Consider the following 25,217-nt stretch of genomic DNA (forward strand, 5'->3'; position numbering starts at 1 on the left):
AAACGAAAAAAAAGCCCATCCTATGAGACGGGCAAAGACTACACACAGCAATTCGTTTAACTCAGGGGAAACCTTGATTTAAAAATCAGTAAGTTGAGTTAATTGATGGTGTAATCATATTAATTACGCGCCGGAGAGTCATTAAGAATCCTCCGAATAAGTAAACAAAAGGTTAATAAAACTGACGGCTAATACCGGTGACATATTAATACCCAGATGAGTATTACCCCATCTGGCAACGTTATATACCTAACCATTAAGGCCTACAGTTCAGACAGGTCGCTCAGGTGTTTTTCCGGATCGTGCATTTCGCTTGGCGAAGGCGCCTCATGGACCCAGGCAAAGATCAGCCGGTAGGATACCGCCAGCACCACCGGACCGATAAACAGGCCGATCATGCCGAACGCCAGCAATCCGCCGATGACGCCGCACAATACCAGAAGTATCGGCAAATCCGCGCCCATGCGAATAAAAATCGGCCGCAGGATATTGTCGAGCGTGCCGACCACGCAGCTCCATATCAGCAGCACCGTGCCCCAGGTGGTATCGCCGCTCCAGTAAAGCCAGATCATGGCAGGGATCAGGATGGGCAGCGGGCCCAATTGGGCAATGCACATGATAAACATGACGATGGTGAGGATGGTGGCCAGGGGGATGCCGGACACCGCCAGGCCGATGCCGCCCAATACCGCCTGCACGATGGCGGTCAACACCACGCCCAGCGCCACCGCCCGAATGGCCTGCGCGGCCAGCAGGACCGACGCGTCGCCGCGTTCGGCGCCCAGGCGAATGGCGAAATGGCGCACCGCCAGGGCCACGCGCTCGCCGCGGATATACAGCAGCACGCTAAACAGGATCATCAGGCCGCAATGGATCAGGAAACTGCCCACCTGCGCCACCTGCGATAACAGCCAGGTGGCCGACTGGCCGATATAAGGCTGTATTTTAGTCACCAGCGGGCCGCCGCCGCCGGAAATCATGGTTTGCCAGCCGGAATAGAGCTTATGGCCGACCAACGGCACGTCGCGCAGCCAATGCAACGTCGGCAGGGTCAGCCGGTTCGGCTGGGTCGCCCAGGCCACCAGCGGCGCGCTGTTGTCAATGACGCTGCTGATAAGGATGGATACCGGCAACACAAACAGCAGCACCAGCAACAGGGTCATGACGACCACTGCCAGCGACCGCCGACCCCAGAGTAAGCCTTGTATTTTAATCAATAACGGCCAGGTGGCTATCACCACCATGCTGGCCCAGGCAAACCCCAGGATAAAAGGTTGTACCACCCAAAAACACGCCAGGGTCATCAGCGCGATAAAGGTAACGCTAAACAGCATCCTTGGCAGATCAAGCAGTTGACGCGGGTAATCCATGAAAAAGTTTTCACCTCAATAAGCGGGCTGGTCAATACGGTATGACAGCGATCGGAGAAACGGGATCCGTTCATCAGCAACCAGCTTAATGATGCGTTATTTCACCGTTTTTTGACAGGCCGTAACTAAATATTTAACGCTTTATCACCGCAAACCGGCATTTATGGCGGCGGCGGGAAATCATGCCAACGGAAGTTTTTTCGCCGGCAACGGCGCGCGCTAAAAAAAAATATGATAAAACAATCGGGACGCCCCCTCAAAAGAACCATTATGCCGACCCCATTCACATTTAAAAAGCAGGCTCACAGTCAATGATCCCACAGATCTCCCAGGCGCCGGGACTTGCCCAACCGACGATCGATTTTATCAACGCGCTGCAGCTCAACGGCTTTACCGGCGACAGCGCCACGACCTACGCGGACCGCCTCACCATGGCGACCGATAACAGCATTTACCAGTTGTTGCCCGATGCGGTGTTGTTCCCGCGCTCCACCGACGATGTGCTGATCATCAGCCGCCTGGCGCAGGACCCGCGCTTTGCCGCGCTGACCTTTACCCCGCGCGGCGGCGGCACCGGGACCAACGGCCAGGCGCTGAATACTGGCATCGTGGTGGATATGTCGCGCTACATGAACCATATCCTCGAGGTTAATCCCGAGCAGGGGTGGGTCAGGGTTGAAGCCGGCGTCATCAAGGATCAGCTCAATCAGTATCTCCGTCCGCTGGGCTACTTTTTTGCCCCTGAGCTGTCCACCAGCAACCGCGCCACCCTGGGCGGCATGATCAATACCGACGCATCGGGCCAGGGTTCGCTGGTCTATGGCAAAACCTCCGATCATGTCCTGGGCATCAGGGCGGTGCTGATGGGCGGAGAACTGCTCGATACCCGCGCCATGCCCACCGCCGAGGCGGAAAGGCTTGCCGAAGAAGACGGCGCGGCGGGGCGGATCTATCGTACGGTGCTTGGGCGTTGCCGCGAGCAGCGCCAGCTTATCCTGGAAAAGTTCCCTAAACTGAATCGCTTCCTCACCGGTTATGATTTGCGCCATGTGTTTAGCGACGACCTGCAAACCTTTGACCTGACGCGCATCCTTACCGGTTCCGAGGGGACGCTGGCGTTCATCACCGAGGCGCGGCTGGATATTACCCCTTTGCCGCAGGTCCGCCGGCTGGTAAACGTAAAATATGACTCGTTTAACTCCGCGTTGCGCAACGCGCCGTTTATGCTGCGGGCCCATGCGTTGTCGGTGGAGACGGTGGACTCGACGGTATTGAACCTGGCGCGGGAGGATATCGTTTGGCATTCGGTGCGCGACCAGATCCAGGATGTGCCCGGACGGGAGATGCTCGGTCTGAATATCGTCGAATTCGCCGGCGACGACCAGTCGCTAATCGACGCAAGGCTGTCCTCGCTGTGCCGGGGCCTGGACACGTTGATGCGCGAAGGGCGGGACGGCGTCATCGGTTATCAAATCTGCGAGCGGCTGGCCGATATCGAACGTATCTATGCCATGCGCAAAAAAGCGGTGGGCCTGCTTGGCAACAGCAAGGGCGCGGCCAAGCCGATTCCCTTCGCCGAGGATACCTGCGTCCCGCCGGAACATCTGGCCGACTATATCGTTGAGTTCCGCCAGTTGCTTGACGGGCATCACCTCAGCTACGGCATGTTCGGCCATGTGGACGCCGGCGTGCTGCACGTGCGCCCGGCGCTGGATATGTGCGATCCGGCCCAGGAAGTGTTAATGAAACAATTGTCGGACAGCATCGTGCAGCTTACGGCAAAATATGGCGGCCTGCTGTGGGGCGAGCACGGCAAGGGCTTCCGCGCCCAGTACAGTCCGGACTTTTTCGGCGCCGCGCTTTACCATGAGCTGCGGCGGATTAAATCGGCCTTCGACCCCGGCAACCGGCTCAATCCCGGCAAGATTTGCGCGCCGGTGGATAGCGATGCGCCAATGAAACAAATCGACGCGATCAAGCGCGGCACCTACGATCGGCAAATACCGGTGGCGGTGCGCGGATCCTTTCGCGGCGCCCTGGAGTGTAACGGCAACGGCCTGTGCTTTAATTTTGACGCGCGCAGCCCCATGTGTCCGTCGATGAAAATCACCGGCGATCGCATCCATTCGCCGAAGGGCCGCGCCACTCTGGTGCGGGAGTGGCTGCGCCTGCTGGCCGGGCAGGGGGTCGATCCGTTATTGCTGGAAAAAAACCTGCCCACCGGCATCGCCACCCTGCGCGATTTGGCCGCCCGTGCGCGCAACAGCCGGCGGGCGAGACGGGGCGAGTATGATTTTTCCCATGAGGTCAAAGCGGCGATGGCCGGTTGCCTGGCCTGTAAAGCCTGCTCGACCCAATGTCCGATAAAAATAGACGTGCCGGGCTTCCGTTCCCGTTTCCTCCAGCTCTATCACAGCCGTTATCTCCGGCCGGCGCGCGACCACTTGGTGGCGGGCGTCGAGGGCTACGCGCCGCTGATGGCGCGCGCGCCGCGGGTGTTTAACTTTTTCCTGCGGCAGCCGTGGCTGCGGGAGCTGAGCCGCGCGCATATCGGCATGGTGGATTTGCCGCTGCTTTCGGCGCCATCCCTGCGCGCCCGTCTTAGCGGGCATCGCGCGGCCGGCATCACCCTGGAGCAGCTTGAGGCGATGACGCCCGCGCAGCGCCAGGGACATGTGTTGATTGTGCAGGATCCCTTTACCAGTTATTACGACGCCGCGGTGGTGGCGGATTTTGTCCGGCTGGTGGAAAAGCTGGGCTGCACGCCGGTCATGCTGCCGTTTTCTCCCAACGGCAAAGCACAGCATATCAAGGGCTTTTTGCAGCGTTTTGCTAAAACCGCCGCTAAAACCGCCGATTTCCTTAACCGCACCGCGCGCCTGGGGCTGCCGATGGTGGGCGTAGATCCGGCGCTGGTGCTCTGCTACCGGGATGAATATCGTGAAATCCTCGGCGATCGGCGCGGTGATTTCCAGGTATTGCTGGTGCATGAATGGCTGCTGGCGCTGCGGCCGGCGACCCCATACCAGACGAAAGTGACAACGTCACAACAACCTGCGGCCGTTGGCCCCGCCGGGGGTAATAATAGCGACGCCCGTGGCGCAACGGCGGGCGCGGCGAGCAGCAACAGCGGCGCGGCGGTGGGCGCGGATCTCGCGCGCACGCCGGCGCGCGAGCCCGATCGGGGATGGTATCTATTCGGACACTGTACTGAATCCACCGAGCTGCCGGCCAGCGGGCAGCAGTGGGCGTCGATTTTTGCCCGTTTCGGCGCCAGCCTTGAGACCGTCAGCGTCGGCTGCTGCGGCATGGCCGGCACCTACGGTCATGAAAGCGCCAATGTCGAGAATTCCCTGGGTATCTACGCGTTGTCATGGCAACAGGCCCTGCGGCGCCTGCCGCGCGCCCGCTGCCTGGCCACCGGCTATTCATGCCGCAGCCAGGTCAAACGTATCGAAGGAGAAGGCATCCGCCATCCCTTGCAGGCATTGCTGGAGATTATTTAATGATATGGAACCGCCCGACGTCATTAGACGCCCTTAACCGACAAAGCGAAGGCACCCTGGCCGCCCACCTGGGCATGGTCTATACCCGCATAGGCGACGACGAACTGGAGGCGGTGATGCCGGTGGATGAACGTACCCGCCAGCCGTTCGGCCTGCTGCACGGCGGCGCGTCGGTGGCATTGGCCGAAACCCTCGGGTCGGTGGCCGGCTACCTGTGCACTAAAAATGAGGAAATGGTGGTCGGCCTGGACATCAACGCCAACCATCTTCGACCGGTCACCGACGGCGAAGTGCGGGCCGTTTGCCGGTCGATCCATCTGGGTAACACGCACCAGGTGTGGGATATCCGCATTTATGACGGGCGCGGCAAGATCAGCTGCATTTGCCGCCTGACCACGGTGGTGCTCAGGCCGGCGGCGTAACCATCACTCCGTCTGCCGCGGCGTAAAGCGCGATTTCAGGCGCAGCATCAGCAGCGCCGCCAGGGCGGCCATCGCCGCCGCGCACAAATAGATACTCGACATGCCCAGATGGGACATTACCAGTCCCGCCGCCGGTCCGGCCAGGCTAAGGCCCAGGTCCAGAAAGGCCGAAAAGGTGCCGAGCGCGGTGCCCTGGTTTTGCGGCGCGACCTGTTTAACCGCCTCCACTCCCAGCGCCGGGAAGACCAGCGAAAAACCGGCCCCGGTCAGCAAGGCACCCAGGCCCGCCACTACCGGATTGGGCGCCGCCCAGATTAACAGCAACCCCAGGGTTTCACCGATAAACGACAGCAGTGAAACGTTCAACCCGCCGTATTTATGGATGGAATTGCCCAGCACCAGGCGCACCCCGACAAAGGCGCTGCTCATCAGGGTCAGCGCGAAGGCGGCGCCGCCCCAGGCATGTTCGGCGTAATACAGGGTGATAAAACTGACAATTACGCCGAATCCGATGGTGCCTAATCCCAGGCCCAGCCCATACAGCCAGATTTTGCCGACCACGATGCTGAAGGCAATGCGTTTGCCGGGGGTAATCGATATCGGGGTTTTGCGCAGCGCCAGCAGCCAGGCGAGCAGGGCGGCAACCAGGATAAACGCGCCGATGGCGCCGAAGCCGCCAACGTCGTTTAACCACACTCCCAGCGGCGCGCCGATGGCGATGGCGCCGTAGGTGGCCACGCCGTTCCAGGAAATGACGCGTGCGGTATGCCGTTGGCCCACGCTTGCCATGCCCCAAAGTATCGAGCCGGTACTGGCGAAACTCTCACCCACCCCAAGGACCAGTCGTCCGGCGAACAGCAACCCGAGACTGGCCCACGGCAGGCCCGCCGTCCCTTTGGCCAGCAGGCAAAATAACCCGCTCAGGCTGCAACAGGCCAGCCCTATCAGCACCACTTTTTTCGGTCCCAGCAGGTCGGCGTAACGTCCGGCATGGGGACGGCTGAGCAAGGTTGCCGCATATTGTATGCTGATGGCAAAACCGGCGATTACCTGGTTGTAACCCAGGGTATTGTGGGTAAATCCCGGGATTATCGCCAACGGGATGCCGATGGTCAGGTAGCAGATAAAGGTAAAAAAAACGATGGGGAAGATCCGGCGGTTTAACTGAGGCGTGTTCAGCACCGGTGGGGAAACGGCTGGCAAGGGCATAAGGACAGGTTATCCGGGCAGAGAGGGAAGCGTTAGCATACCGTCCGTGTGGCCGGACGGCGCGATAAAAAATGCAAAAAATCGTGACTTCCGGCTGATGCGGCCGCCAGCGCGGCAATTAGCGCCCGCGGTTTTGCCAGTAACTGTGATATAATTGTATAATAAATGTGAACGAACCGCTGCTGGCCATGTGTGACCAACCGCACATATTGCTTGTGCAGCCACCCGATGGCGGGGGTAAGGTAAATGGATGCGCATACCGACGCCGGCCGGGATTTATCCGGCGCACAAAAAGTATTAACATGAATATTTATGCGTAATTAATGCTAATTAAAATAGGGATGGTAATCATTATCAATTAGCGCGGCGCTGATTTGTGCTAATAGCCGGGTGATTGACGGCCGGGGCTTATTAAAAAACGGGTAGCAAATGCGTGGTCACGCCATGCTAATGTTATTTTTGATTAAACCTTCCATAAAAATAGTTTTTTTCGATGATTATTTTTATATTCGCCGGCGTAAAAGTTCTGGTATTTTTAATAGGGTTATGTTGATAAAAATATCTTTCATATCAGTATATTATAAAAAAAACACGTGGGCGGGGCAGCGAAGCGGCATCTAATATAGCGGCTATAATTAACCATAGAGCCGTTTTGAACGCTACTTTTACCTATTCCCCTGCAAAGTGCAAGGTTGCAGTGATAATTCATATCACTAACATAGAGAGATTGCTGTTTATCGGCTTGAAACATTGAGAGGTAAGTTTTATGCAAATGGACACTGTTGCAACGTTTTCATTGGAAGAAAACATCTGGCAAGGGCTGACCCTGAGCGAGGCCGCCGCCAGGCAAATCCGTCATCTGATGGAGAACAATTCCGCTATGCGGGGACTACGGCTCGGCGTCAAGCAGTCCGGCTGCGCCGGTTTCGGTTACGTGATGGACGTGGCGGCCGAAGCGGGTGAAAACGAGCTGGTCTATGAACGTGACGGCGCGCGTCTTTTTGTCCCGCTGAAAGCCATGCCTTTTATCGACGGCACCGAGGTGGATTTCGTGCAGGAAGGCCTGAATCACGTATTTAAATTCAACAATCCCAAAGCTCAGCATGCCTGCGGGTGTGGCGAAAGTTTTGGTCTTTGAGCGATGAACCATTATGGCACGAAGCAATATAGAAACTCCTGAGGCGATTGACGCCGCGCAGCCCTGGATTAAGAGCGAACGTTATAAAGAGGGCTTCTTTACCCAGTTGGTTACCGACGAATTGGCTCACGGCATCAGTGAAGACGTGGTGCGGGCGATCTCGGCTAAACGTAATGAACCGGAATGGATGCTGGAGTTTCGTCTTAATGCCTACCGCGCCTGGTTGGACATGGAAGAACCCCACTGGTTGAAAGCGCATTATAAAAAGCTGGATTATAACGATTACAGCTATTACTCCGCGCCGTCGTGCGGCAGCTGCGATGACAACTGCGGTTCCCAGCCGGGGGCGATGCAGCAGTCAGGCCCGGACGCGGCCAAAAACTACCTGACCGACGAAGTGGAAAAGGCGTTCAATCAGCTGGGCGTGCCGGTGCGTGAAGGCGCGGAAGTGGCGGTTGACGCTATTTTTGACTCGGTGTCCGTCTCGACCACTTATCGCGATAAGCTGGCGAAAGAAGGCATCATTTTTTGCTCATTTGGCGAAGCCATCCACGAGCACTCGGATCTGGTGCGCCAGTACCTGGGCAGCGTCGTGCCGCCGAATGATAATTTCTTCGCGGCGCTGAACTCCGCCGTCGCCTCCGACGGCACCTTCGTGTATATCCCGAAAGGGGTGCGCTGCCCGATGGAGCTGTCCACGTATTTCCGGATTAACGCCGCGAAAACCGGCCAGTTCGAACGCACCATCCTGATTGCCGATGAAGGCAGCTATGTCAGCTATATCGAAGGCTGCTCCGCGCCGGTGCGCGACAGCTACCAGTTGCACGCCGCGGTGGTGGAGGTCATTGCCCACAAAAACGCCGAGGTGAAATATTCCACGGTGCAGAACTGGTTCGCCGGCAGCGAAACCGAAGGCGGCATCCTGAACTTCGTGACCAAGCGCGCATTATGCGCAGGTGAAAATTCCAAGATGTCATGGACGCAGTCGGAAACGGGTTCGGCCATTACCTGGAAATATCCGAGCGTTATCCTGCGCGGCGATAATTCGGTGGGCGAGTTCTTCTCGGTGGCCCTGACCAACGGGCGCCAGCAGGCCGATACCGGCACCAAGATGATTCATATCGGCAAGAATACCCGTTCAACCATTATTTCCAAGGGCATTTCGGCCGGCAACAGCGAGAATACCTATCGCGGCCTGGTAAAAATCATGCCCAGCGCCACCAACGCGCGAAACTTTACCCAATGCGACTCAATGCTGATTGGCAGCGAAAGCGGCGCGCATACCTTCCCTTATGTGGAAGTGCGCAACAATACCGCCCAGCTGGAGCATGAGGCGACGACCTCGCGCATTGGCGAAGACCAGCTATTTTATTGCCGCCAGCGTGGTATCAGCGAGGACGACGCCATCTCGATGATCGTTAACGGGTTCTGTAAGGACGTGTTCTCGGAGCTGCCGCTGGAATTTGCCGTCGAGGCGCAAAAACTTTTGGCCATCAGCCTTGAACACAGCGTGGGTTAATCCTGCTTTTAGTTGCCGACCGCGCACCAGCATTGGCTCCCAGTACGGGCGCACAGAAAGTCGGGTAAAGGAAAAAATATGTTAACAGTTCGCAATTTAAACGTCAGTGTGGAAGATAATGCCATTCTCAAAGGAGTGAACCTGGAAGTCAGGCCCGGCGAGGTGCATGCGATCATGGGGCCGAACGGGTCCGGTAAAAGCACCCTGTCCGCCACGCTTGCCGGTCGGGATGATTATCAGGTCACCGACGGCGAAGTGCTGTTCAAAGGCAAGGATTTGCTGGCGCTGGAACCGGAAGAACGGGCTGGCGAAGGCATCTTCATGGCGTTTCAGTATCCGGTGGAAATTCCCGGCGTCAGCAATCAGTTCTTTTTGCAGACCGCGGTTAACGCGGTGCGTAAGTACCGTAACCAGGAACCCCTGGACCGCTTTGATTTTGCCGATTTTATCGAAGAAAAAATCGCCTTGCTGAAGATGCCGCCCGATCTGCTGACCCGCTCGGTAAACGTCGGTTTCTCGGGCGGTGAAAAAAAACGTAACGATATTCTGCAAATGGCGGCGCTGGAGCCGGAACTCTGCATCCTCGACGAGACCGATTCCGGCCTGGATATCGATGCGCTGAAAGTGGTGGCGCACGGGGTCAATTCGCTGCGCAACGAGCGCCGCTCGTTTATTATCGTGACCCATTACCAACGTATTCTGGATTATGTCAAACCGGATCACGTACACGTGCTTTACCAGGGGCGCATTGTTAAATCCGGTGATTTTTCCCTGGTGAAACAGCTTGAGGAGCAAGGCTATGGCTGGCTTACCGAACAACAATAATGCCCAGGCGTTGCAACAATGGCACCATCTGTTCGAGGGACAGAGCCTGAGCCGCTCCGCCCAGGCCTATGAACACTGGCATAGCGTCGAACGCCTCGGCCTGCCGACGCGTAAACACGAAAACTGGAAATATACCCCGCTGGACGGCCTGCTGTCGCACAGCTTCGCCTTTATGGAAGCCAAAAGCGTCAGCCCGCAGCGGCGCGACCAACTGAGCCTGGGTCTGGAGGCCGTGCGCCTGGTATTTGTCGACGGCCGTTTCGAGCCAAGGCTGAGCGATGTCGATACCGGCTTCTGGCAGGTCAGCGTCGAGCGGGGCGCCGAGCGCCTGACGTTGCCCGAGCCTATCCAGCCGGAGATTTTCCTGCACCTGACCGAAAGCCTGAGCCGCGAAACCACCCGCGTGCGCCTGCCGGCCGGTAAGGCGGCGGAAAAACCGCTCTACCTGCTGCATATCAGCAGCGGCGGGGCGAACGGGGAAGCGCTGAATACGCTGCATTACCGTCACCATATCGAGGTGGCGAGCGGGGCGCAGGCGCAGATTATCGAACATTTTGTCAGCATCGACGACGGCCAGGCGCATTTTACCGGCTCGCGCCTGACGCTGATGGTTGGCGATAACGCCCAGGTGGCGCATATTAAGCTGGCGTTCGAAAACCGCGCCAGTTACCACTTTGCCCATAACGATATTCATATCGGCCGCGATGCGGTGGTGCGCAGCAGCAGTTTCCTGCTGGGCGCGGGGCTGACCCGCCACCAGACCAGCGCCCGGCTCGACGGGGAAGGCTCGGATCTGGCTATCAACAGCCTGCTGCTGCCGTCGGGCAACGACGTAACGGATACCCGGACGTATCTTGAGCATAATAAAGGGTATTGCCTAAGCCGTCAGCTGCATAAGGTCATTGCGCGCGAGCGCGGCAAAGGTGTGTTTAACGGGCTGATCAAAGTCGCTAAGCACGCCATCAAGACCGATGGGCAGATGACCAATAACAATCTGTTGATGGATCGCCTGGCCGAAGTCGATACCAAACCGCAGTTGGAGATTTACGCCGACGACGTGAAATGCGGCCATGGCGCCACCGTGGGGCGTATCGACGAAGAGCAGATGTTCTACCTGCGATCGCGCGGCATTCGCCACGAGGATGCGGAAAAAATGATTATCCATGCCTTCGCCGCTGAAATCACCGAGGCGATTGGTAACGAGACGGTACGGGAAACGGTTCTGGCCCGCATCGCCGATTCTTTACAGGGGGGAGTGAATGTCTTATCCCATTGAGCGCGTCCGGTCGGATTTCCCGATACTGGCACGGCAGGTTAACGGGCATCCGCTAGCCTATCTGGACAGCGCCGCCAGCTCCCAGAAGCCCAACGTCGTTATCGACAGTGAAAGCGACTATTATCGCCAGGGATATGCCGCCGTACATCGCGGCATCCATACCCTGAGCGCCGAAGCCACCGGCCGGATGGAAGACGTCCGCGCCCAGGCCGCGCGTTTTATCAACGCGGCCTCGGTGGATGAAATCGTCTTTGTCAAAGGCACCACCGAAGGCATCAACCTGGTGGCCAACAGCTATGGCCGGCATTTTTTCCAGCCCGGCGACAACCTGATTATTACCGAAATGGAGCATCACTCCAATATCGTTCCCTGGCAGATGATCGCCCTGGAAAAACGGGTTGAAATCCGCGTATTGCCGCTGCTGCCCGACGGGCGGCTGGATGAGTCGCGCCTTGACGCGCTGGTGGATTCGCGTACCCGCCTGCTGGCAATCACCCAGGTATCCAATGTCCTGGGCACGGTCAATCCGCTCGACCGGCTGATAGCGCGCGCGCGCGCCTTGGCCCCGCTGGTGGTGCTGGTGGATGGCGCCCAGGGCATCATGCACCAGAAGGTGGACGTGCAGGCGCTGGATTGCGATTTCTACGTGTTCTCCGGCCATAAAATCTACGGCCCGACCGGCATCGGCATTCTGTACGGCAAAAAACAGCTGCTCGACGGCATGCCGCCGTGGGAAGGGGGCGGTTCGATGATCCGCACCGTCAGCCTGAGCGAAGGCACCACCTTCCTGGACGCGCCATGGCGCTTTGAGGCGGGTTCGCCCAATACCGCCGGGATGATGGGGCTGGGCGCCGCGCTGAGCTATGTGGAGGCCCTGGGCATCGACCATATCCATGCCTACGAGCGGGAGCTGATGCGTTATGCCCTGGAGGCGCTGCAGCAGGTGCCCGATCTGATCCTCTATGGCCCCGCCGATCGCGCCGGGGCAATCGCCTTTAACCTGGGCAAGCACCATGCCTATGACGTGGGCAGTTTCCTCGATCAGTACGGCATCGCCATCCGCACCGGACATCATTGCGCCATGCCGCTGATGGCGTATTATCAGGTGCCTAGCATGTGCCGCGCTTCCCTGGCGCTCTATACCACCCGGGAAGACATCGATCGGCTGGTGGCCGGTTTGATCCGCGTGCGGCAGTTGCTGGGTTAATTCTGATAGCCAGGGAGAACATCAATGGCAGGTTTACCGGATAAAGAAAAACTATTACGCAACTTTTCCCGCTGCGGCAATTGGGAAGAGCGGTATATGTATATTATCGAGCTTGGCGGCCAGCTGCCGCCGTTGCCGGATGACGCGCGCAGCGCCGATAACCTGATTGCCGGCTGCCAGAGCCAGGTGTGGATTGTGATCTCCACCGATGAAGCGGGCAACGTCCGGCTGTTTGGCGACAGCGACGCGGCCATCGTCAAGGGCCTGATCGCCACGGTGTTTATCCTCTACCAGGGATTAACGCCGCGGCAGATTGTTGAACTGGATGTGCGGTCCTTTTTCAACGAGTTGGCGTTGGGACAACATTTGACCCCGTCCCGGTCCCAGGGTCTTGAAGCCATGGTGCGCGGCATCAGGGCCAAGGCCGCCAACCTGTAGGTCCACGTACCGTCCGCCCTCCGCGGGCGGAGCTTCCCCCGGCCGCCCGTCCACGCGCATGGCCGCGCCCCTGGCGGCATCGGGCGCTGTCCCGCCGCCCGGCACGCAACGCAACTCTCCCAGTTTTCCCGCTGCGTTTACCCGGCATTCGCCTGCTCATTGGCTAAACTCACATTATCAGCGTTATCCGATGGCGAGCGATGGGTTTGGCTGTTATTCGTGTAGCCGGGCCCGCGCTTGTCGTCGATACGGCAACGGGAAGCCTGGAACCAACGATAACAACAATTCGGGATTAAAACTTAGCGGGATATGATTATGAAACATGCGTGGACCCTGAAATGTATCGCCTTCGCTACCTGCCTTGCCGGGGGAATATCCGCCGCGGGCGCCACCGAATATGCGTTGCCGGCGGAAAACAGCCGTTTAATCGGTGAAAATGTCACCGCCACCGTCGCCAGCGACGGCGGTTCGCTGGAATCCATCGCCGCGACCTACAAAATCGGCCTGCTGGCCATGCTTGAGGCCAATCCTGGCACGGATCCCTATCTACCCCAGGCGGGTTCGATCCTGACCATACCGACCCAGATGCTGTTGCCCGATACCCCCCGCCAGGGCATTGTCATCAACCTGGCCGAGCTGCGGCTCTATTATTACCCCAAAGGTGAAAACAAAGTGATCGTCTACCCCATCGGCATCGGCCAGCTTGGCCGCAACACCCCGGTGATGACGACTGCCATTACCCAGAAAATCCCCAACCCGACCTGGACGCCGACGCCCAACATTCGTAAGCATTACCTGGTGGAGCAGGGCATCACACTGCCGGCGGTGGTCCCGGCGGGGCCGGACAACCCCATGGGGCTGTTTGCCATGCGCCTGGCGGCCGGCAAGGGCACTTACCTGATACATGGCACCAACGCCAACTTCGGTATCGGCATGCGCGTCAGCTCCGGCTGCATGCGCCTGCGGCCCGAGGATATCAAGGCGTTATTCGACCAGGTGCCGGTGGGGACCAGGGTCCAGGTAGTAAACGATGCGGTGAAGGTATCCCTAGAGCCGGACGGCAAGCGCTATATCGAGGTTCACCAACCGCTGTCACGCAACGATCGCGACGATCCGCAGACCATGCGCATCGCCTATAGCGCCAAGGTGAAGACGTTCCTGAACGACCCGGCCACCGATCGCGCCGTGGCCGACCAGGCTATCGTGCGCCGTTCCGGCATGCCGGTGCTGATCTCCACCGGCGAGGCGGTGGACCGCCTGCCGGCGGACGCGCCGGCGGTACAAAGCGTCAAAACGCCGGTGACGGCGACGCCGGTCACCAGCGTCACCAATAATAGCCCTGCCCGGGATGCTGCCGGGGTTTCGGCGCAATAACCTTTATTCCTGCGCACCGGCCGTTAGCGGCCCGTCAGGCGCGTTGCAGACGCAATTTCAGCGGTGCCGCCTGCGTGGGGTGGTGTCGCAAGGCATTGTCTGGGCACGGTTGGGAAAAGCTTAGGCAAATTACGGCGGGGGAAGGTCGAATCCGCAGCACAGGGCCGGAGTTAGGCGGGAAAAAAAATGGCGCACCAAGTGCGCCATTTTCTAAACAAGTCTATGACTCTTATTTACGATAAGAGTGAGCTTGGTTATCTAAACGTTGGTTAGCACGGGCAGCGTCTTCTTTAGCAGCCTGTGTGTCCGCACGAATAGCGGTTACATCGTTGCTGAGCTGGTCAACTTTCGCGTTCAGAGTTTGAACGTCAGAGGACAGCTGATCGATTTTAGCGTTGCTTGAACAGCCAGCAAGCAGAGTGGAACCCAAAATTACCGCGCCCAGTACCAGTTTAGTACGATTCATTATTAATACCCTCTAGATTGAGTTAATCTCCATGTAGCATTACAAGTATTACACAAAGTATTTTCGAAGGAGAACAATTTTTAGCAATAAAACGATTAAATTCGATTGAGTGCTCAAAGAAACATCTTGTTTTACAGAGAGGTTAAAAAAAAAGGGCTTATCAGCCACCTTCCATAAGAAAACTCTGATTAAGGTCGGGTAAAATGGCAGGGTGTTTTTGTGCTATTACCGCTTTTTTATTGCCGGGTTTTGCATTAACGAGCGGAAATTACCCGGTCCGGGGTTTTAACAGGCAAAAAAAAAGCCCCCGGCAAGCCGGAGGCGCAGGTGATAAAACCCGGATTACAGCAGATGAACGGACGCGGTGTTGGTGGTTCCGCTTGGAACCAGGGCACCGGAAACCATCACGATGATTTCGCCTTTCTTGGCCAGGCCGGTTTCGATGGCCATGGCTTTGCCGATGCGGTAAAAATCATCGGTAGAGGCGATTTCGTCCACCAGCTGGCAGGTAACGCCTTTGGACAGCAGCAGCTGACGCGCGGTAATGGCGTTGGTGGTCAACGCCAGGATTTCCGCTTTAGGGAAATATTTGCGTACCGCTTTGGCGGATTTCCCGCCTTCGGTCGCCACGACAATCAGCGGCGCTTCCAGTTTTTCGGCGGTTTCCACCGCGCCGCGGCATACGGCTTCGGTGATGCGCAGCTTACGGCTGTCGTTAATGCTGTCGATACGGCTCGGCATAACGCGGTCGGTACGATCGCAGATGGTGGCCATGATGGTCACCGCTTCCAAAGGATATTTCCCTTTGGCGCTTTCACCGGACAGCATTACCGCATCGGTGCCGTCGATGATGGCATTGGCCACGTCGCCGGCTTCCGCACGGGTCGGACGGGGGTTCTTGATCATGGAATCAAGCATCTGGGTGGCGGTAATGACCACTTTGCGCGCGCGATTACATTTCTCGATCATCATCTTCTGGGCGAAGATCACTTCTTCCACCGGAATTTCCACGCCCAGGTCGCCACGGGCAACCATGATGCCGTCGGACGCTTCCAGGATTTCGTCAAAATTGTTCAGGCCTTCCTGGTTTTCAATTTTGGAGATGATCTGGATATGCTCGCCGCCGTGTTGTTTCAGATGTTCGCGAATTTCCAACACATCGGAGCGTTTACGGATGAAGGAAGCGGCAATGAAGTCCACGCCTTGTTCGCAGCCGAAAATCAGGTCGCCCTTGTCTTTTTCGGCCAGCGCCGGCAGCGCGATGGAAACGCCCGGCAGGTTAACGCCTTTGTTTTCGCCCAGGTCGCCGTTGTTCAATACTTTGCAGACCACGGTGCCGTCGGTAACGTCGATAACTTCCATGCCCAGCAGGCCGTCATCGACCAGCACGGTATTGCCGACCGACAGGTCCCTGGCAAAGCCCGAATAGGTTACCGCGACGCGGTCCCTGGTGCCGACGACCGTTTGGTCGGTGGTGAAGGTGAAGGTCTGGCCGGCGGTCAATGATACGTCATTGCCGTTTTCCAGTTTCATGGTGCGGATTTCCGGGCCTTTGGTATCAAGCAGGATGGCCGCTTTCTTGCCGGTCTCCTGCAGGATGGCGCGCAGGTTGGTAATGCGGTTGCCGTGTTCTTCAAAGTCGCCGTGGGAGAAGTTGAGACGCATGACGTTCATGCCTGCGTTCAGCAGTTTGGACAGCATTTCTTTCGATTCAGTTTTTGGACCGATGGTACAAACGATTTTCGTCTTTTTCATAACAATGGTATCTGCAAGTTGTGTTGGATGATAAATCTGATATATCGCCGGTGAGCGTCGACGACGAAAAATTGTGCAGCCTTGCGAGCCTGTTCCCCATGTTCAAGGATAGGAGACAAAAGTGAGAAAATGATGAAAATAAATCTAAACTCTCTGGCCGGACGTTCCGGCAAGCGGTAGTGGATAGGTCTGTTTTAATTAGTATTTGGCTAATCAATGGGCTAAAGCCATTCAATTGAAATAACGTTTTGTATTATAGTTATTGAGCCGGCGGAAACAAGATAAAAACAGCACAAATAATGCGTAAGCCGTGAAAAAAAGTGCATTTGTGGAATTTTTGCAAATTTTTAGTATCAAGTGTTGCGCAGATGCACAACAAAATCAGTAACCAGTATGCAACAATGGGGTTAAAAGCGGGCAAGGGATTTGAATAACGGCAAAGCGTCTTTTTAGGCGCGGCATAGACGTCATAAACGCGCCTTGGTAAACATCGGGAAAAAAAGGGTAAAGGGCGACTACAAGGAAAGGATTTATTTGGTGCGTCCGAGTGGACTCGAACCACCGACCCCCACCATGTCAAGGTGGTGCTCTAACCAACTGAGCTACGGACGCACAAGAGGTGGTGCGTTCTAATGGACTCGAACCATCGACCCCCACCATGTCAAGGTGGTGCTCTAACCAACTGAGCTAAGAACGCATACTGCAAAACGCCGTCTGCCTGACAGCGGGACGAATATTAGCGGGCTATATCACCGCATGCAAGAGGAAAAAGCGTTTTTTCCCGCCTGGCGTGAACAACTGCCCATCTAATACACAGCGTGCCGGTTTTTTGACCGGCATGGGTGTGGCGGCACCGCCGCGGCGCTCCATCCGGTAGCGGCGCCGTCAGCGCGCCGCCCGGTTAAGGATAAGCCTGGATGGCTGGCGCTGGAGCCACAGCATGCGCATCATCATCAATATCGCCGCCGACGTCAGGCCGATGATAAAGCCGAACCAGAAACCGCTGGGCCCCATGGCGGGCGTCACATAATCCGTGAGCGCCAGGACATAGCCGCAGGGCAGGCCCAGCAGCCAGTAGGCGGTGAAGGTGATGAAAAAAATGGATCGGGTGTCTTTATACCCGCGCAGCACGCCGTTGCCGATCACCTGGATGGAGTCGGAGATCTGGTATATCGCCGCCAGCGCCATCAGATGAGAGGCCATCGCCACCACCGCCGGCGAATCGTTATACAGCCTGGCTATCTGCACGCGATACATCAGGGTAAAGACAGCCGTCACGCAGGCCAGCATGATACCCATGCCCAGGCTGGTCCAGGCGGCGACCCGTGCCTGCTCCACATCGTTTTCCCCCAGGCGGAATCCCACGCGTATCGTCGCGGCGACGCCCATCGACAATGGCAGTACAAACATCAGGGCGCTGAAGTTCAGGGCTATCTGGTGTCCGGCCACCGAGACGATGCCCAGCGGCGTCACCAGCAGGGCCACCACGGCGAACAGCGTGACCTCGAAGAACAGCGACAGGGCCACCGGCAATCCAAGCCCGGCCAGCCTGCGCAGCGTCCGCCAGTCGGGCATGACCCGCGCCCCCGGCAGGCGCAGATCCTGGAAACTGCCGGCCCGGCGCATGTAGCACCACATCAGCAGGTACATTATCCAGTAAACCGACGCGGTGGCGATGCCGCACCCCACGCCGCCCATGGCCGGGATGCCGAATTTACCGTAGATGAAAATATAGTTGATGGGGACATTGGCCAGCAGGCCGAGAAAACCGATCGCCATGCCGGGTTTGGTTTTGGACAGCCCCTCGCACTGGCAGCGCAATACCTGGAAAAACAGATAGCCGGGCACGCCCCACAGCAGGTAGTGCAGGTAAGCCACCGCTTTTTGCGCCAGCACCGGGTCCACATGCTGCATTCTTTCGATCACCAGGCGGCTGTTGTACAACACCGCCATCACCAGTATCGCCGCGCCCGTGGCCAGCCAAAACCCCTGGCGCACCTGATGGGCAATGCGATCGCGGCGCCCCGAGCCGTTAAGCTGCGCGATAACCGGGGTCAGCGCCAGGATAAGGCCGTGGCCGAACAGGATGGCGGGCAGCCAGATGGACGTGCCGACGGCGACGGCGGCCATATCGGTAGCGCTGACGGAGCCGGACATGATGGTATCGACCACCCCCATCGACGTTTGGGCTATTTGCGCGAGAATAACCGGTATTGCCAAGAACATTAATGTACGCGCTTCCAGGAAGTACTTCTGCACGTAGGCACCTATGATTTATGAGTTTGAAGTCAGCAGGCGAAAATTAACATAAAGGTTAAAAATCTGCGGCATAGTGTAAAGCATTTGCTCGGTTATACCAGTGCGGGCCAGCACAAATACGCGCGGCGGTCGATTTGGATTTCCCCTGAAAATCGGGCACACTAGCCTTACTTATTCCAGCGGTGGTTTACAGAGGCCTAGGTTATGTTTACGGGTATTGTTCAGGGTACCGCGCCCATTGTGGCTATTGAAGAAAAAGCGAATTTCCGCACCCATTTCATCACCCTGCCGGCGGCGATGCTGCCGGGGCTTGAGGAGGGCGCCTCCGTCGCGCACAACGGCTGTTGCCTGACGGTGAGCGGCATCAACGGCGATGTGGCGGCGTTTGATTTAATGAAAGAAACGCTGCGCGTGACCAATCTGGGCGAGCTGCAGGTGGGGGACGAGGTGAACGTGGAGCGCGCCGCCACCTTTAACGCCGAGATTGGCGGGCACGTGATGTCCGGACATATCATGTGCACCGCCGAGATCGTGAAAATCGTCACCTCGGAAAATAACCGGCAAATCTGGTTCAGGATGCCGGACAAAAATCTGATGAAATATGTTTTGTACAAAGGCTATATCGGCATCGACGGCATCAGCCTGACCATCGGCGAGGTGGCGCAGGATAAATTTTGCGTGCATCTGATACCGGAAACCCTGCTGCGAACGACGCTGGGTAAAAAAAGATTGGGCCAGCGGATCAATATTGAAATCGATCCCCAGACCCAGGCGGTGGTGGATACGGTAGAACGCGTGCTGGCGCAGCGGGAGGCGGTGATGACCGCGTCGATAAATACCCTCTGACAGGGCTGCCCGGCGTTGACGGGCCTATCGCGCTAGGGGGCGCTCGGACGCGCAGAACGTCACGCCCGCCCCGATCCCACCCGCATGCTCTCCCTTTGACACACCGGGTTTGAATCCGGTGTTGGCGAGCCTAGCGCGGCACGCGTATTCCGCCTTCCACGCCTTCCGGGCTGAACAATACCTGCCATAAATGGATATTGCGGGCGCGGAACGCACCGGCGCAGGCGTTCAGGTAATAACTGAACATGCGATAGAACCGATCGGAGTACTTTCCGGACAACGACGGCCAGGCGGCGATAAAACGTTCATACCACGCCATCAGCGTCTTATCATAATCGGTGCCGAAGTTATGCCAATCCTCCATTACAAAATGTTTTTCGCTGGCATGGGCTATTTGCTGCACCGACGGCAGGCAACCGTTGGGGAAGATATATTTATCTATCCAGGGGTCGACATTCATATCGGTGATGTTGGAGCCGATGGTGTGCAGCAGGAACAGGCCGTCTCGTTTCAGGTTGCGATCGATGACGTCGAAGTAGGTGGCGTAGTTTTTGGGACCGACGTGCTCGAACATGCCCACCGATACGATGCGGTCGAACTGCATGTCCAGATCGCGGTAGTCCTGCAGCAGGATGGTGACATCCAGGCCTTCACAACGTTTCTGCGCCAGCTTTTGCTGCTCGGCGGAAATGGTGACGCCCTGTACCGAAACACCATAGTTTTTCGCGGCATAGGCGGCAAGCCCGCCCCAGCCACAGCCGACGTCCAGCAGCGTCATTCCCGGGCGCAGCTGCAGTTTTTCGCAGATCATCTTCAGCTTATCCTGCTGCGCCTGTTCCAGGGTGGTTGCCCGGTGCCAGTAGCCGCAGGAATATTGCATATAAGGGTCAAGCATCATTTCAAACAGGTCGTTGCCCAAATCGTAGTGCTCTTTACCCACGATCCAGGCCCGCTTGCGCGACTGCAGGTTCATCAGCCGGGCGGCGGCAATACGCAAGGTATCCTTTAAATGATGGGGAAGTTTATTTTCCAGTCCCGCCTTGAGAACCCGCTGGAAAAATATGTCCAGCCGATCGCATTCCCACCAGCCGTCCATGTAACTTTCACCCAATCCCAAGGACCCGTCTTGCAACACACGTTTAAAAAATCCCGGATTCTTGATTCGGATATCAAATGGTCTTGAACCATTGAGTTCAATACCGGCTTCAGAGAGCAATTCATGGACGATACGGTACCAATCATTATCATGAAAGCTCAGATCTTCAACGCACGAGGAACTCATAGCTTCTCCATCACCTTTCTTCTGCAATGCCCCGTCAGGAAAAGCCAAGACCATGCCTGCGGGCTTTTATAAGAATCCACGGTTTAACCGTGGTGTCTGAAAAACACCATCAACAGAGGAATATAAAGTAAACCTGTGACTGCAACTTAGCCGGGCGCTTTATAAAAAGGGTGATGCCATGTGAAAAGACACGACATACTTTTAAACAATTTTATTAGACAACTCGTTATAATTGTTAACGATATTGAGTATAAGCCTGCATCTGTATTTAGACAATAGCTAACGCGCTAATGTATTTCATAGGATAACTTAATGATTTCTATCCGAAACAATAACTGTTTGCACAGAGATGCCTGACCGCAATATGTTGTGTCCGCGAACGGCGGCGGCTGTCAATAAAGGTAAAGATGGGCGGGCCGGCCCGGGAAGTCCGGCGCCGGGACTTACGCGGGGAAGGGGCCGTCTGCGACCGATTGCCGCTCGATAAGCGAGGGATGCACTTCAATGGTTCTGGCATCCTGGCGTTTGCTGGCGATCCTATCAAGCAGCATGGTGAGCGCCGCCTCGCCCAAATCATCTTTAGGCTGGTGGATTGTGGTCAGCGCCGGGCTGAAAAAGCACGAATTGCGCACATTGTCGTAGCCGATAATAGAAATGTCCTCAGGCACGCTCAGCCCCATTTCGTTAATGGCGCACAGGGCTCCCATGGCCATGATGTCGCCGCCGCAGAATACCGCGGTGGGACGCTGCGGCTGCGCCAGGATTTGCTTCATCGCCAGGTAGCCGGACTCAGGCTCGAAATTACCTTGCACAATCCAGCGCTCGTTTAATGGAATACCGGCTTCCGCCATAGCCTGCAGGTAACCGCGGTGACGGCCGCCGCCGGTATTGCGGGCCAGTTGGCCGGGTATGGCGCCGATGGCGCGATGGCCGCGTTTAAGCAGGTATTGCGTCGCCATGTAGCCGCCGGCGAAGGCGTTATCGATAATGGTATCGGTAAAATCGCGGCGGGCCTCGCCCCAATCCATGACCGCCATGGGGATATGCCGATACTCCTCCAGCATATCCAGCAGCGCTTCGGGATATTCGGCGCACATCACCAGCAGGCCGTCGACACGCTTTTGCGCCAGCATTGCCAGGTAGGCGCGCTGTTTGTCCAGGTCGTTGTGCGAGTTGCACAGTATCAGCGTGTAACCGCGGTCAAAGCAGTGATGTTCAATCGCTTCTATAATCTCGGCGAAATAGGGCGCTTCGCTGGTGCTGGCCAGCAATCCGATGGATTTGGTGCGATTGACCTTCAGGCTGCGCGCCACGGCGCTGGGTGAATAATGCAGCTGTTTGATGGCGTCCAGCACGGCGATTTTGGTTTCTTCCGCTACAAAACGGGTTTTGTTGATGACGTGGGACACGGTGGTTGTCGATACGTTAGCGCGTTTCGCCACATCTTTAATGGTTGCCATGCCTTAATACTCCTGGACGCCCTGGATGAATTACCTGTCGAAGGCGCAAGCACTTTACGACGCTTTGGGAAATAACCGTGAATTTTCCTTGATCCAGCGCCAAAGTGAAAGCGTTAAATGTGGCGCGGCCGGGTGAACAGCAAGCTTTTTCACCGCCGATATGACAAACTGGGATCATTAAAAACCACGGGCCGGTGGCCAACACCGGCGTCCCAGCTTGCGCATAAGGAGATAGGATGGACAGCGATTTGAAAATGTCTTTACTCACCACGGTGTTTTCACTGCTGGTGATTATCGTCTTCAGCTTTACCGCCGTAATGAACTGAACGCGCGCGACCCATAAAAAAGAGGAGCCAAGGCTCCCCTTTTTTATGGGTAAAACAGTGCCCGGGGTCGGGTGTGTGGGCAATCAGCGAATGTTTTTAGGCGTTACCACACGGCGGGCGCCGACGTAGTGATCTTGCCAATAATCTTCATTCAGGTAGCTGATGCGAATATCGCGACCGGTGCGGGGTGACTGGATAAAACGCCCGTTGCCCAGGTAGACCCCGACATGGTCGGCCGCGCCGCGGTTGGAAATATGGAAAAAAACCAAATCCCCGCTTTCCAGCTCGTCTTTTTTCACCGGCGCGGCATCGCGCAAATGATACATCTCATTGGCGGTGCGCGGCATATGGATGCGCACCACGTCCTTATACGCGTAATAAATCAGCCCGCTGCAGTCAAAGCCGGTATTGGGCGACATACCGCCCCAGCGGTAGGGTTTACCCATCTGCGACAACAATTTGTTCATGGCGGTGAGCTTGGCGGTCTGGTAACGTTTTTTATGGCTCTCGCTCATTTTCATGGGCCGATCGTTGGCCACCAGTTCAACCGCCGCCTGCTCCTTGACCATCCGATGCCTGCCGTAGCCTTTTTTATACCCTTTTTTCGGCGGGGTAAATCGGGCTATTTTTTTGACCATAGCGGTCTTGGGCGCCTTGGCGACCGGCGTCTCTTTGGCTTTTTTACCGCCGGCTTTAACCGTAGCCGGCTCGCCGGGCTTTTTGACGCGCTCGCCCCTGGTGGCGGTCTCGGTAACGACGGTCTCGGCGGCCACGGGTTTGGTTTTCTTGGCCATCTTGACCGGTTTGCGTTTGCGCCGGTCGCCGGTTTTGGCCGCCGCCGTCTGGGACTTACGCTGCTCCGCGTTAACGCCGGCGCTGGGCGCGGCGTGTGCCAGGTTCAAAAACAGCTGGGTAAAAAGCAACACAAAAAGCGTAAAGCACAAACGCATGATAAACGCTATCCTTATGTAGCCCAATATTAGGGGGTTATCAACACCTCACAGGAATTTAAGCTATTTACCCGGTCATTGCATCATGAATTCACTCCTTATTGTGAATAAACGTGAATAAACTCGATTTTGCTGCATTTTTCAGCGTTCACCGGCGCAATATTCAACACAATTTTCGGATTTTAAACGAATGTTTAAGCTCGTTTTGCCAGGCCGGACGGGTAAATTACCGCTTAAGTGATATCATCGCCCCTCATGTGGGGGAAATATGAGCGGCCAATGATGTTCTTGAAACGCGCCCGCCGGAAAAAAAACGTTTATTTGTTTACCCGGTAGTGGCTAGAATGAAGATACTGCGTGTAATCCCGCACAGTGCAGAGTAAGCAGATAAGGCCAGATGCTGGCTTGAGGAAGCGAGACAATGACGACGATTGAAAAAATCCAGCAGCAGATAGCTGAGAACCCGATTCTTCTTTATATGAAAGGCTCGCCCAAGTTGCCCGGCTGCGGTTTTTCCGCTCAGGCGGTGCAGGCGCTTTCCGCCTGTGGTGAGCGTTTCGCTTACGTGGATGTCCTGCAGAATCCGGATATTCGCGCCGAGTTGCCTAAATTCGCCAACTGGCCGACTTTTCCACAGCTGTGGGTTGACGGTGAACTGGTCGGCGGCTGCGACATCATCATCGAGATGTATCAGCAGGGCGAGCTGCAACCGCTGATCAAAGAAACTGCGGTAAAATATAATTCCCAGGAAAATCAAACGCCTTCCTGATGGCGTTCGTCATCGCTGGCGATGAAAAAGCCCCCCCGGCCTTGCCTCCGGGGGGGCTTTTTTTATCCGCCCAAGCGTTAGCCTTGCCCGCCGTCCGCGGGTTGGTCAACCGGTGGAACCGGCCAGCCGCCCAGGCGCTTCCAGCGATTTACCAGCTCGCAGAACAGTTCGGCGGTGCGTTCGGTGTCATATAGCGCCGAGTGCGCCTGGCCGCCGTCAAATTCTATCCCCCCGGTGGCGCAGGCCTTGGCTAAAACGGTCTGGCCCAGTACCAGGCCGCTGAGCGCGGCGGTGTCAAAGGTGGCAAACGGATGGAACGGATTGCGTTTCAGCGCCGCCCGTCCGGCCGCCGCCATCAAGAAGCCGTGATCGAATCCGGCATTGTGCGCGACGATGATGGCCCGGTTGCATCCCCGGTCCTTGATTCCTTTACGCACCATTTTAAAAATTTCATGCAGCGCCTCGTATTCGCTCACCGCGCCGCGCAACGGGTTGGTCGGATCGATGCCGTTAAACGCCAGCGCTTCGGGCTGCAGCTGCGCGCCGGGGAAGGGTTCAACATGGAAATGCAGGCATTGGTCGGGTACCAGCCAGCCCTGATCGTCCATATTGACCGTGACGGCGGCAATTTCGAGCAAGGCGTCGGTTGCGGCGTTAAAACCGGCGGATTCTATATCAATGACTACCGGATAAAAACCGCGAAAACGGCCGCGAAGGGTGTTTACATCGTCAAGTTCAGCCATGCCTGTTCTTAATATTCAGGAAAACAGCCCGCATTATGGCAAATTTTGCCGCATGATGCATGACGAATCCGATCCCG

The 25,217-nt window shown here is 56.8% G+C and carries 21 protein-coding genes, 2 tRNA genes and 1 other RNA gene; 12 read left to right on the forward strand and 12 right to left on the reverse strand.

The features are described from left to right. Nucleotides 1–3: 3 nt before the first annotated feature. Nucleotides 4–107, reverse strand: an RNA gene (rprA, locus tag GRH90_RS09980) — antisense sRNA RprA. Nucleotides 108–263: 156 nt separating this feature from the next. Beyond that, nucleotides 264–1,370, reverse strand: a complete 1,107-nt coding sequence (gene ydiK / locus GRH90_RS09985) for an AI-2E family transporter YdiK (protein ID WP_162365792.1) — start codon at nucleotides 1,368–1,370, stop codon at nucleotides 264–266. A 311-nt stretch (nucleotides 1,371–1,681) separates the two neighbouring features. On the opposite strand from ydiK, the gene ydiJ reads away from it, so the two are divergent. Next, nucleotides 1,682–4,876 carry a D-2-hydroxyglutarate dehydrogenase YdiJ gene (ydiJ, locus tag GRH90_RS09990; RefSeq protein WP_246235968.1) on the forward strand — a complete coding sequence of 1,065 codons (3,195 nt, stop codon included), beginning with the start codon at nucleotides 1,682–1,684 and terminating at the stop codon, nucleotides 4,874–4,876. After that, nucleotides 4,876–5,298, forward strand: coding sequence for a hotdog fold thioesterase (locus tag GRH90_RS10000; RefSeq protein WP_162365793.1), 423 nt, complete (start codon nucleotides 4,876–4,878; stop codon nucleotides 5,296–5,298). Before ydiJ ends, GRH90_RS10000 begins: the two co-directional genes overlap by 1 nt. Before the next feature lie 3 nt (nucleotides 5,299–5,301). On the opposite strand, the gene GRH90_RS10005 is transcribed toward GRH90_RS10000, so the two are convergent. Next, nucleotides 5,302–6,507, reverse strand: a complete 1,206-nt coding sequence (locus GRH90_RS10005; protein WP_162365794.1) for an MFS transporter — start codon at nucleotides 6,505–6,507, stop codon at nucleotides 5,302–5,304. Between the two features lie 766 nt (nucleotides 6,508–7,273). Between GRH90_RS10005 and sufA the strand changes: the two genes are divergently transcribed. The 7 genes from sufA (at nucleotide 7,274) to GRH90_RS10040 (ending at nucleotide 14,284) form a co-directional block, all read left to right on the forward strand. Then, nucleotides 7,274–7,645, forward strand: a complete 372-nt coding sequence (sufA, locus tag GRH90_RS10010; RefSeq protein WP_162365795.1) for a Fe-S cluster assembly scaffold SufA — start codon at nucleotides 7,274–7,276, stop codon at nucleotides 7,643–7,645. A 13-nt stretch (nucleotides 7,646–7,658) separates the two neighbouring features. After that, on the forward strand, nucleotides 7,659–9,164 hold the full coding sequence (gene sufB, locus GRH90_RS10015; RefSeq protein WP_162365796.1) for a Fe-S cluster assembly protein SufB: 1,506 nt from the start codon (nucleotides 7,659–7,661) through the stop codon (nucleotides 9,162–9,164). Nucleotides 9,165–9,242: 78 nt separating this feature from the next. After that, nucleotides 9,243–9,989, forward strand: a complete 747-nt coding sequence (gene sufC / locus GRH90_RS10020) for a Fe-S cluster assembly ATPase SufC (RefSeq protein ID WP_162365797.1) — start codon at nucleotides 9,243–9,245, stop codon at nucleotides 9,987–9,989. Then, a complete protein-coding gene (sufD, locus tag GRH90_RS10025; RefSeq protein WP_162365798.1) occupies nucleotides 9,964–11,265 on the forward strand; it encodes a Fe-S cluster assembly protein SufD in 1,302 nt (433 codons plus the stop codon). The genes sufC and sufD overlap by 26 nt, the downstream gene beginning before the upstream one ends. Continuing rightward, nucleotides 11,249–12,472, forward strand: a complete 1,224-nt coding sequence (gene sufS / locus GRH90_RS10030) for a cysteine desulfurase SufS (RefSeq protein WP_162365799.1) — start codon at nucleotides 11,249–11,251, stop codon at nucleotides 12,470–12,472. Before sufD ends, sufS begins: the two co-directional genes overlap by 17 nt. Before the next feature lie 24 nt (nucleotides 12,473–12,496). Continuing rightward, nucleotides 12,497–12,910, forward strand: coding sequence for a cysteine desulfuration protein SufE (gene sufE / locus GRH90_RS10035; RefSeq protein ID WP_162365800.1), 414 nt, complete (start codon nucleotides 12,497–12,499; stop codon nucleotides 12,908–12,910). A gap of 315 nt (nucleotides 12,911–13,225) precedes the next feature. Next, a complete protein-coding gene (locus GRH90_RS10040) occupies nucleotides 13,226–14,284 on the forward strand; it encodes a L,D-transpeptidase family protein (protein ID WP_162365801.1) in 1,059 nt (352 codons plus the stop codon). A gap of 229 nt (nucleotides 14,285–14,513) precedes the next feature. Here the strand turns inward: GRH90_RS10040 and GRH90_RS10045 are convergent, their stop codons facing one another. From GRH90_RS10045 to GRH90_RS10065, 5 genes are all read right to left on the reverse strand, one after another. Further along, nucleotides 14,514–14,750, reverse strand: coding sequence for a major outer membrane lipoprotein (locus tag GRH90_RS10045; RefSeq protein ID WP_162365802.1), 237 nt, complete (start codon nucleotides 14,748–14,750; stop codon nucleotides 14,514–14,516). Between the two features lie 342 nt (nucleotides 14,751–15,092). Continuing rightward, nucleotides 15,093–16,505 (reverse strand): pyruvate kinase PykF, encoded by a 1,413-nt coding sequence (gene pykF / locus GRH90_RS10050; protein ID WP_162365803.1) that lies wholly within the window; start codon nucleotides 16,503–16,505, stop codon nucleotides 15,093–15,095. A gap of 535 nt (nucleotides 16,506–17,040) precedes the next feature. Next, nucleotides 17,041–17,117: transfer RNA gene (locus GRH90_RS10055), tRNA-Val, on the reverse strand. Nucleotides 17,118–17,125: 8 nt separating this feature from the next. Further along, nucleotides 17,126–17,202: transfer RNA gene (locus GRH90_RS10060), tRNA-Val, on the reverse strand. Between the two features lie 188 nt (nucleotides 17,203–17,390). Next, complete coding sequence (locus GRH90_RS10065; protein WP_162365804.1) at nucleotides 17,391–18,764, reverse strand: MATE family efflux transporter; 1,374 nt, start codon at nucleotides 18,762–18,764, stop codon at nucleotides 17,391–17,393. Nucleotides 18,765–18,968: 204 nt separating this feature from the next. Between GRH90_RS10065 and GRH90_RS10070 the strand changes: the two genes are divergently transcribed. Next, the gene (locus tag GRH90_RS10070) at nucleotides 18,969–19,610 is read left to right on the forward strand and encodes a riboflavin synthase subunit alpha (RefSeq protein ID WP_162365805.1); all 642 of its coding nucleotides are present in this window, start codon (nucleotides 18,969–18,971) and stop codon (nucleotides 19,608–19,610) included. A gap of 130 nt (nucleotides 19,611–19,740) precedes the next feature. Here GRH90_RS10070 and cfa read toward each other — a convergent pair whose 3' ends face one another. Both cfa and purR read right to left on the reverse strand, forming a co-directional pair. Continuing rightward, complete coding sequence (gene cfa / locus GRH90_RS10075) at nucleotides 19,741–20,892, reverse strand: cyclopropane fatty acyl phospholipid synthase (protein ID WP_162365806.1); 1,152 nt, start codon at nucleotides 20,890–20,892, stop codon at nucleotides 19,741–19,743. 443 nt (nucleotides 20,893–21,335) lie between these two features. After that, a complete protein-coding gene (purR, locus tag GRH90_RS10080; RefSeq protein WP_162365807.1) occupies nucleotides 21,336–22,352 on the reverse strand; it encodes an HTH-type transcriptional repressor PurR in 1,017 nt (338 codons plus the stop codon). A gap of 236 nt (nucleotides 22,353–22,588) precedes the next feature. On the opposite strand from purR, the gene cydH reads away from it, so the two are divergent. After that, complete coding sequence (gene cydH, locus GRH90_RS10085) at nucleotides 22,589–22,678, forward strand: cytochrome bd-I oxidase subunit CydH (RefSeq protein ID WP_162365808.1); 90 nt, start codon at nucleotides 22,589–22,591, stop codon at nucleotides 22,676–22,678. A gap of 83 nt (nucleotides 22,679–22,761) precedes the next feature. Here cydH and GRH90_RS10090 read toward each other — a convergent pair whose 3' ends face one another. Continuing rightward, complete coding sequence (locus tag GRH90_RS10090) at nucleotides 22,762–23,628, reverse strand: C40 family peptidase (RefSeq protein WP_162365809.1); 867 nt, start codon at nucleotides 23,626–23,628, stop codon at nucleotides 22,762–22,764. Nucleotides 23,629–24,049: 421 nt separating this feature from the next. Here GRH90_RS10090 and GRH90_RS10095 point away from each other — a divergent pair, with 421 nt between their 5' ends. Next, nucleotides 24,050–24,397: a Grx4 family monothiol glutaredoxin gene (locus GRH90_RS10095; RefSeq protein WP_162365810.1), complete on the forward strand. Its 348-nt coding sequence runs from the start codon at nucleotides 24,050–24,052 to the stop codon at nucleotides 24,395–24,397. A 77-nt stretch (nucleotides 24,398–24,474) separates the two neighbouring features. Here the strand turns inward: GRH90_RS10095 and rnt are convergent, their stop codons facing one another. Then, nucleotides 24,475–25,140, reverse strand: coding sequence for a ribonuclease T (gene rnt / locus GRH90_RS10100; RefSeq protein ID WP_162365811.1), 666 nt, complete (start codon nucleotides 25,138–25,140; stop codon nucleotides 24,475–24,477). Nucleotides 25,141–25,217 lie beyond the last annotated feature (77 nt).

Origin of the sequence: Acerihabitans arboris (assembly GCF_010131535.1) — a bacterium.
Lineage (GTDB): Bacteria > Pseudomonadota > Gammaproteobacteria > Enterobacterales > Enterobacteriaceae > Acerihabitans > Acerihabitans arboris.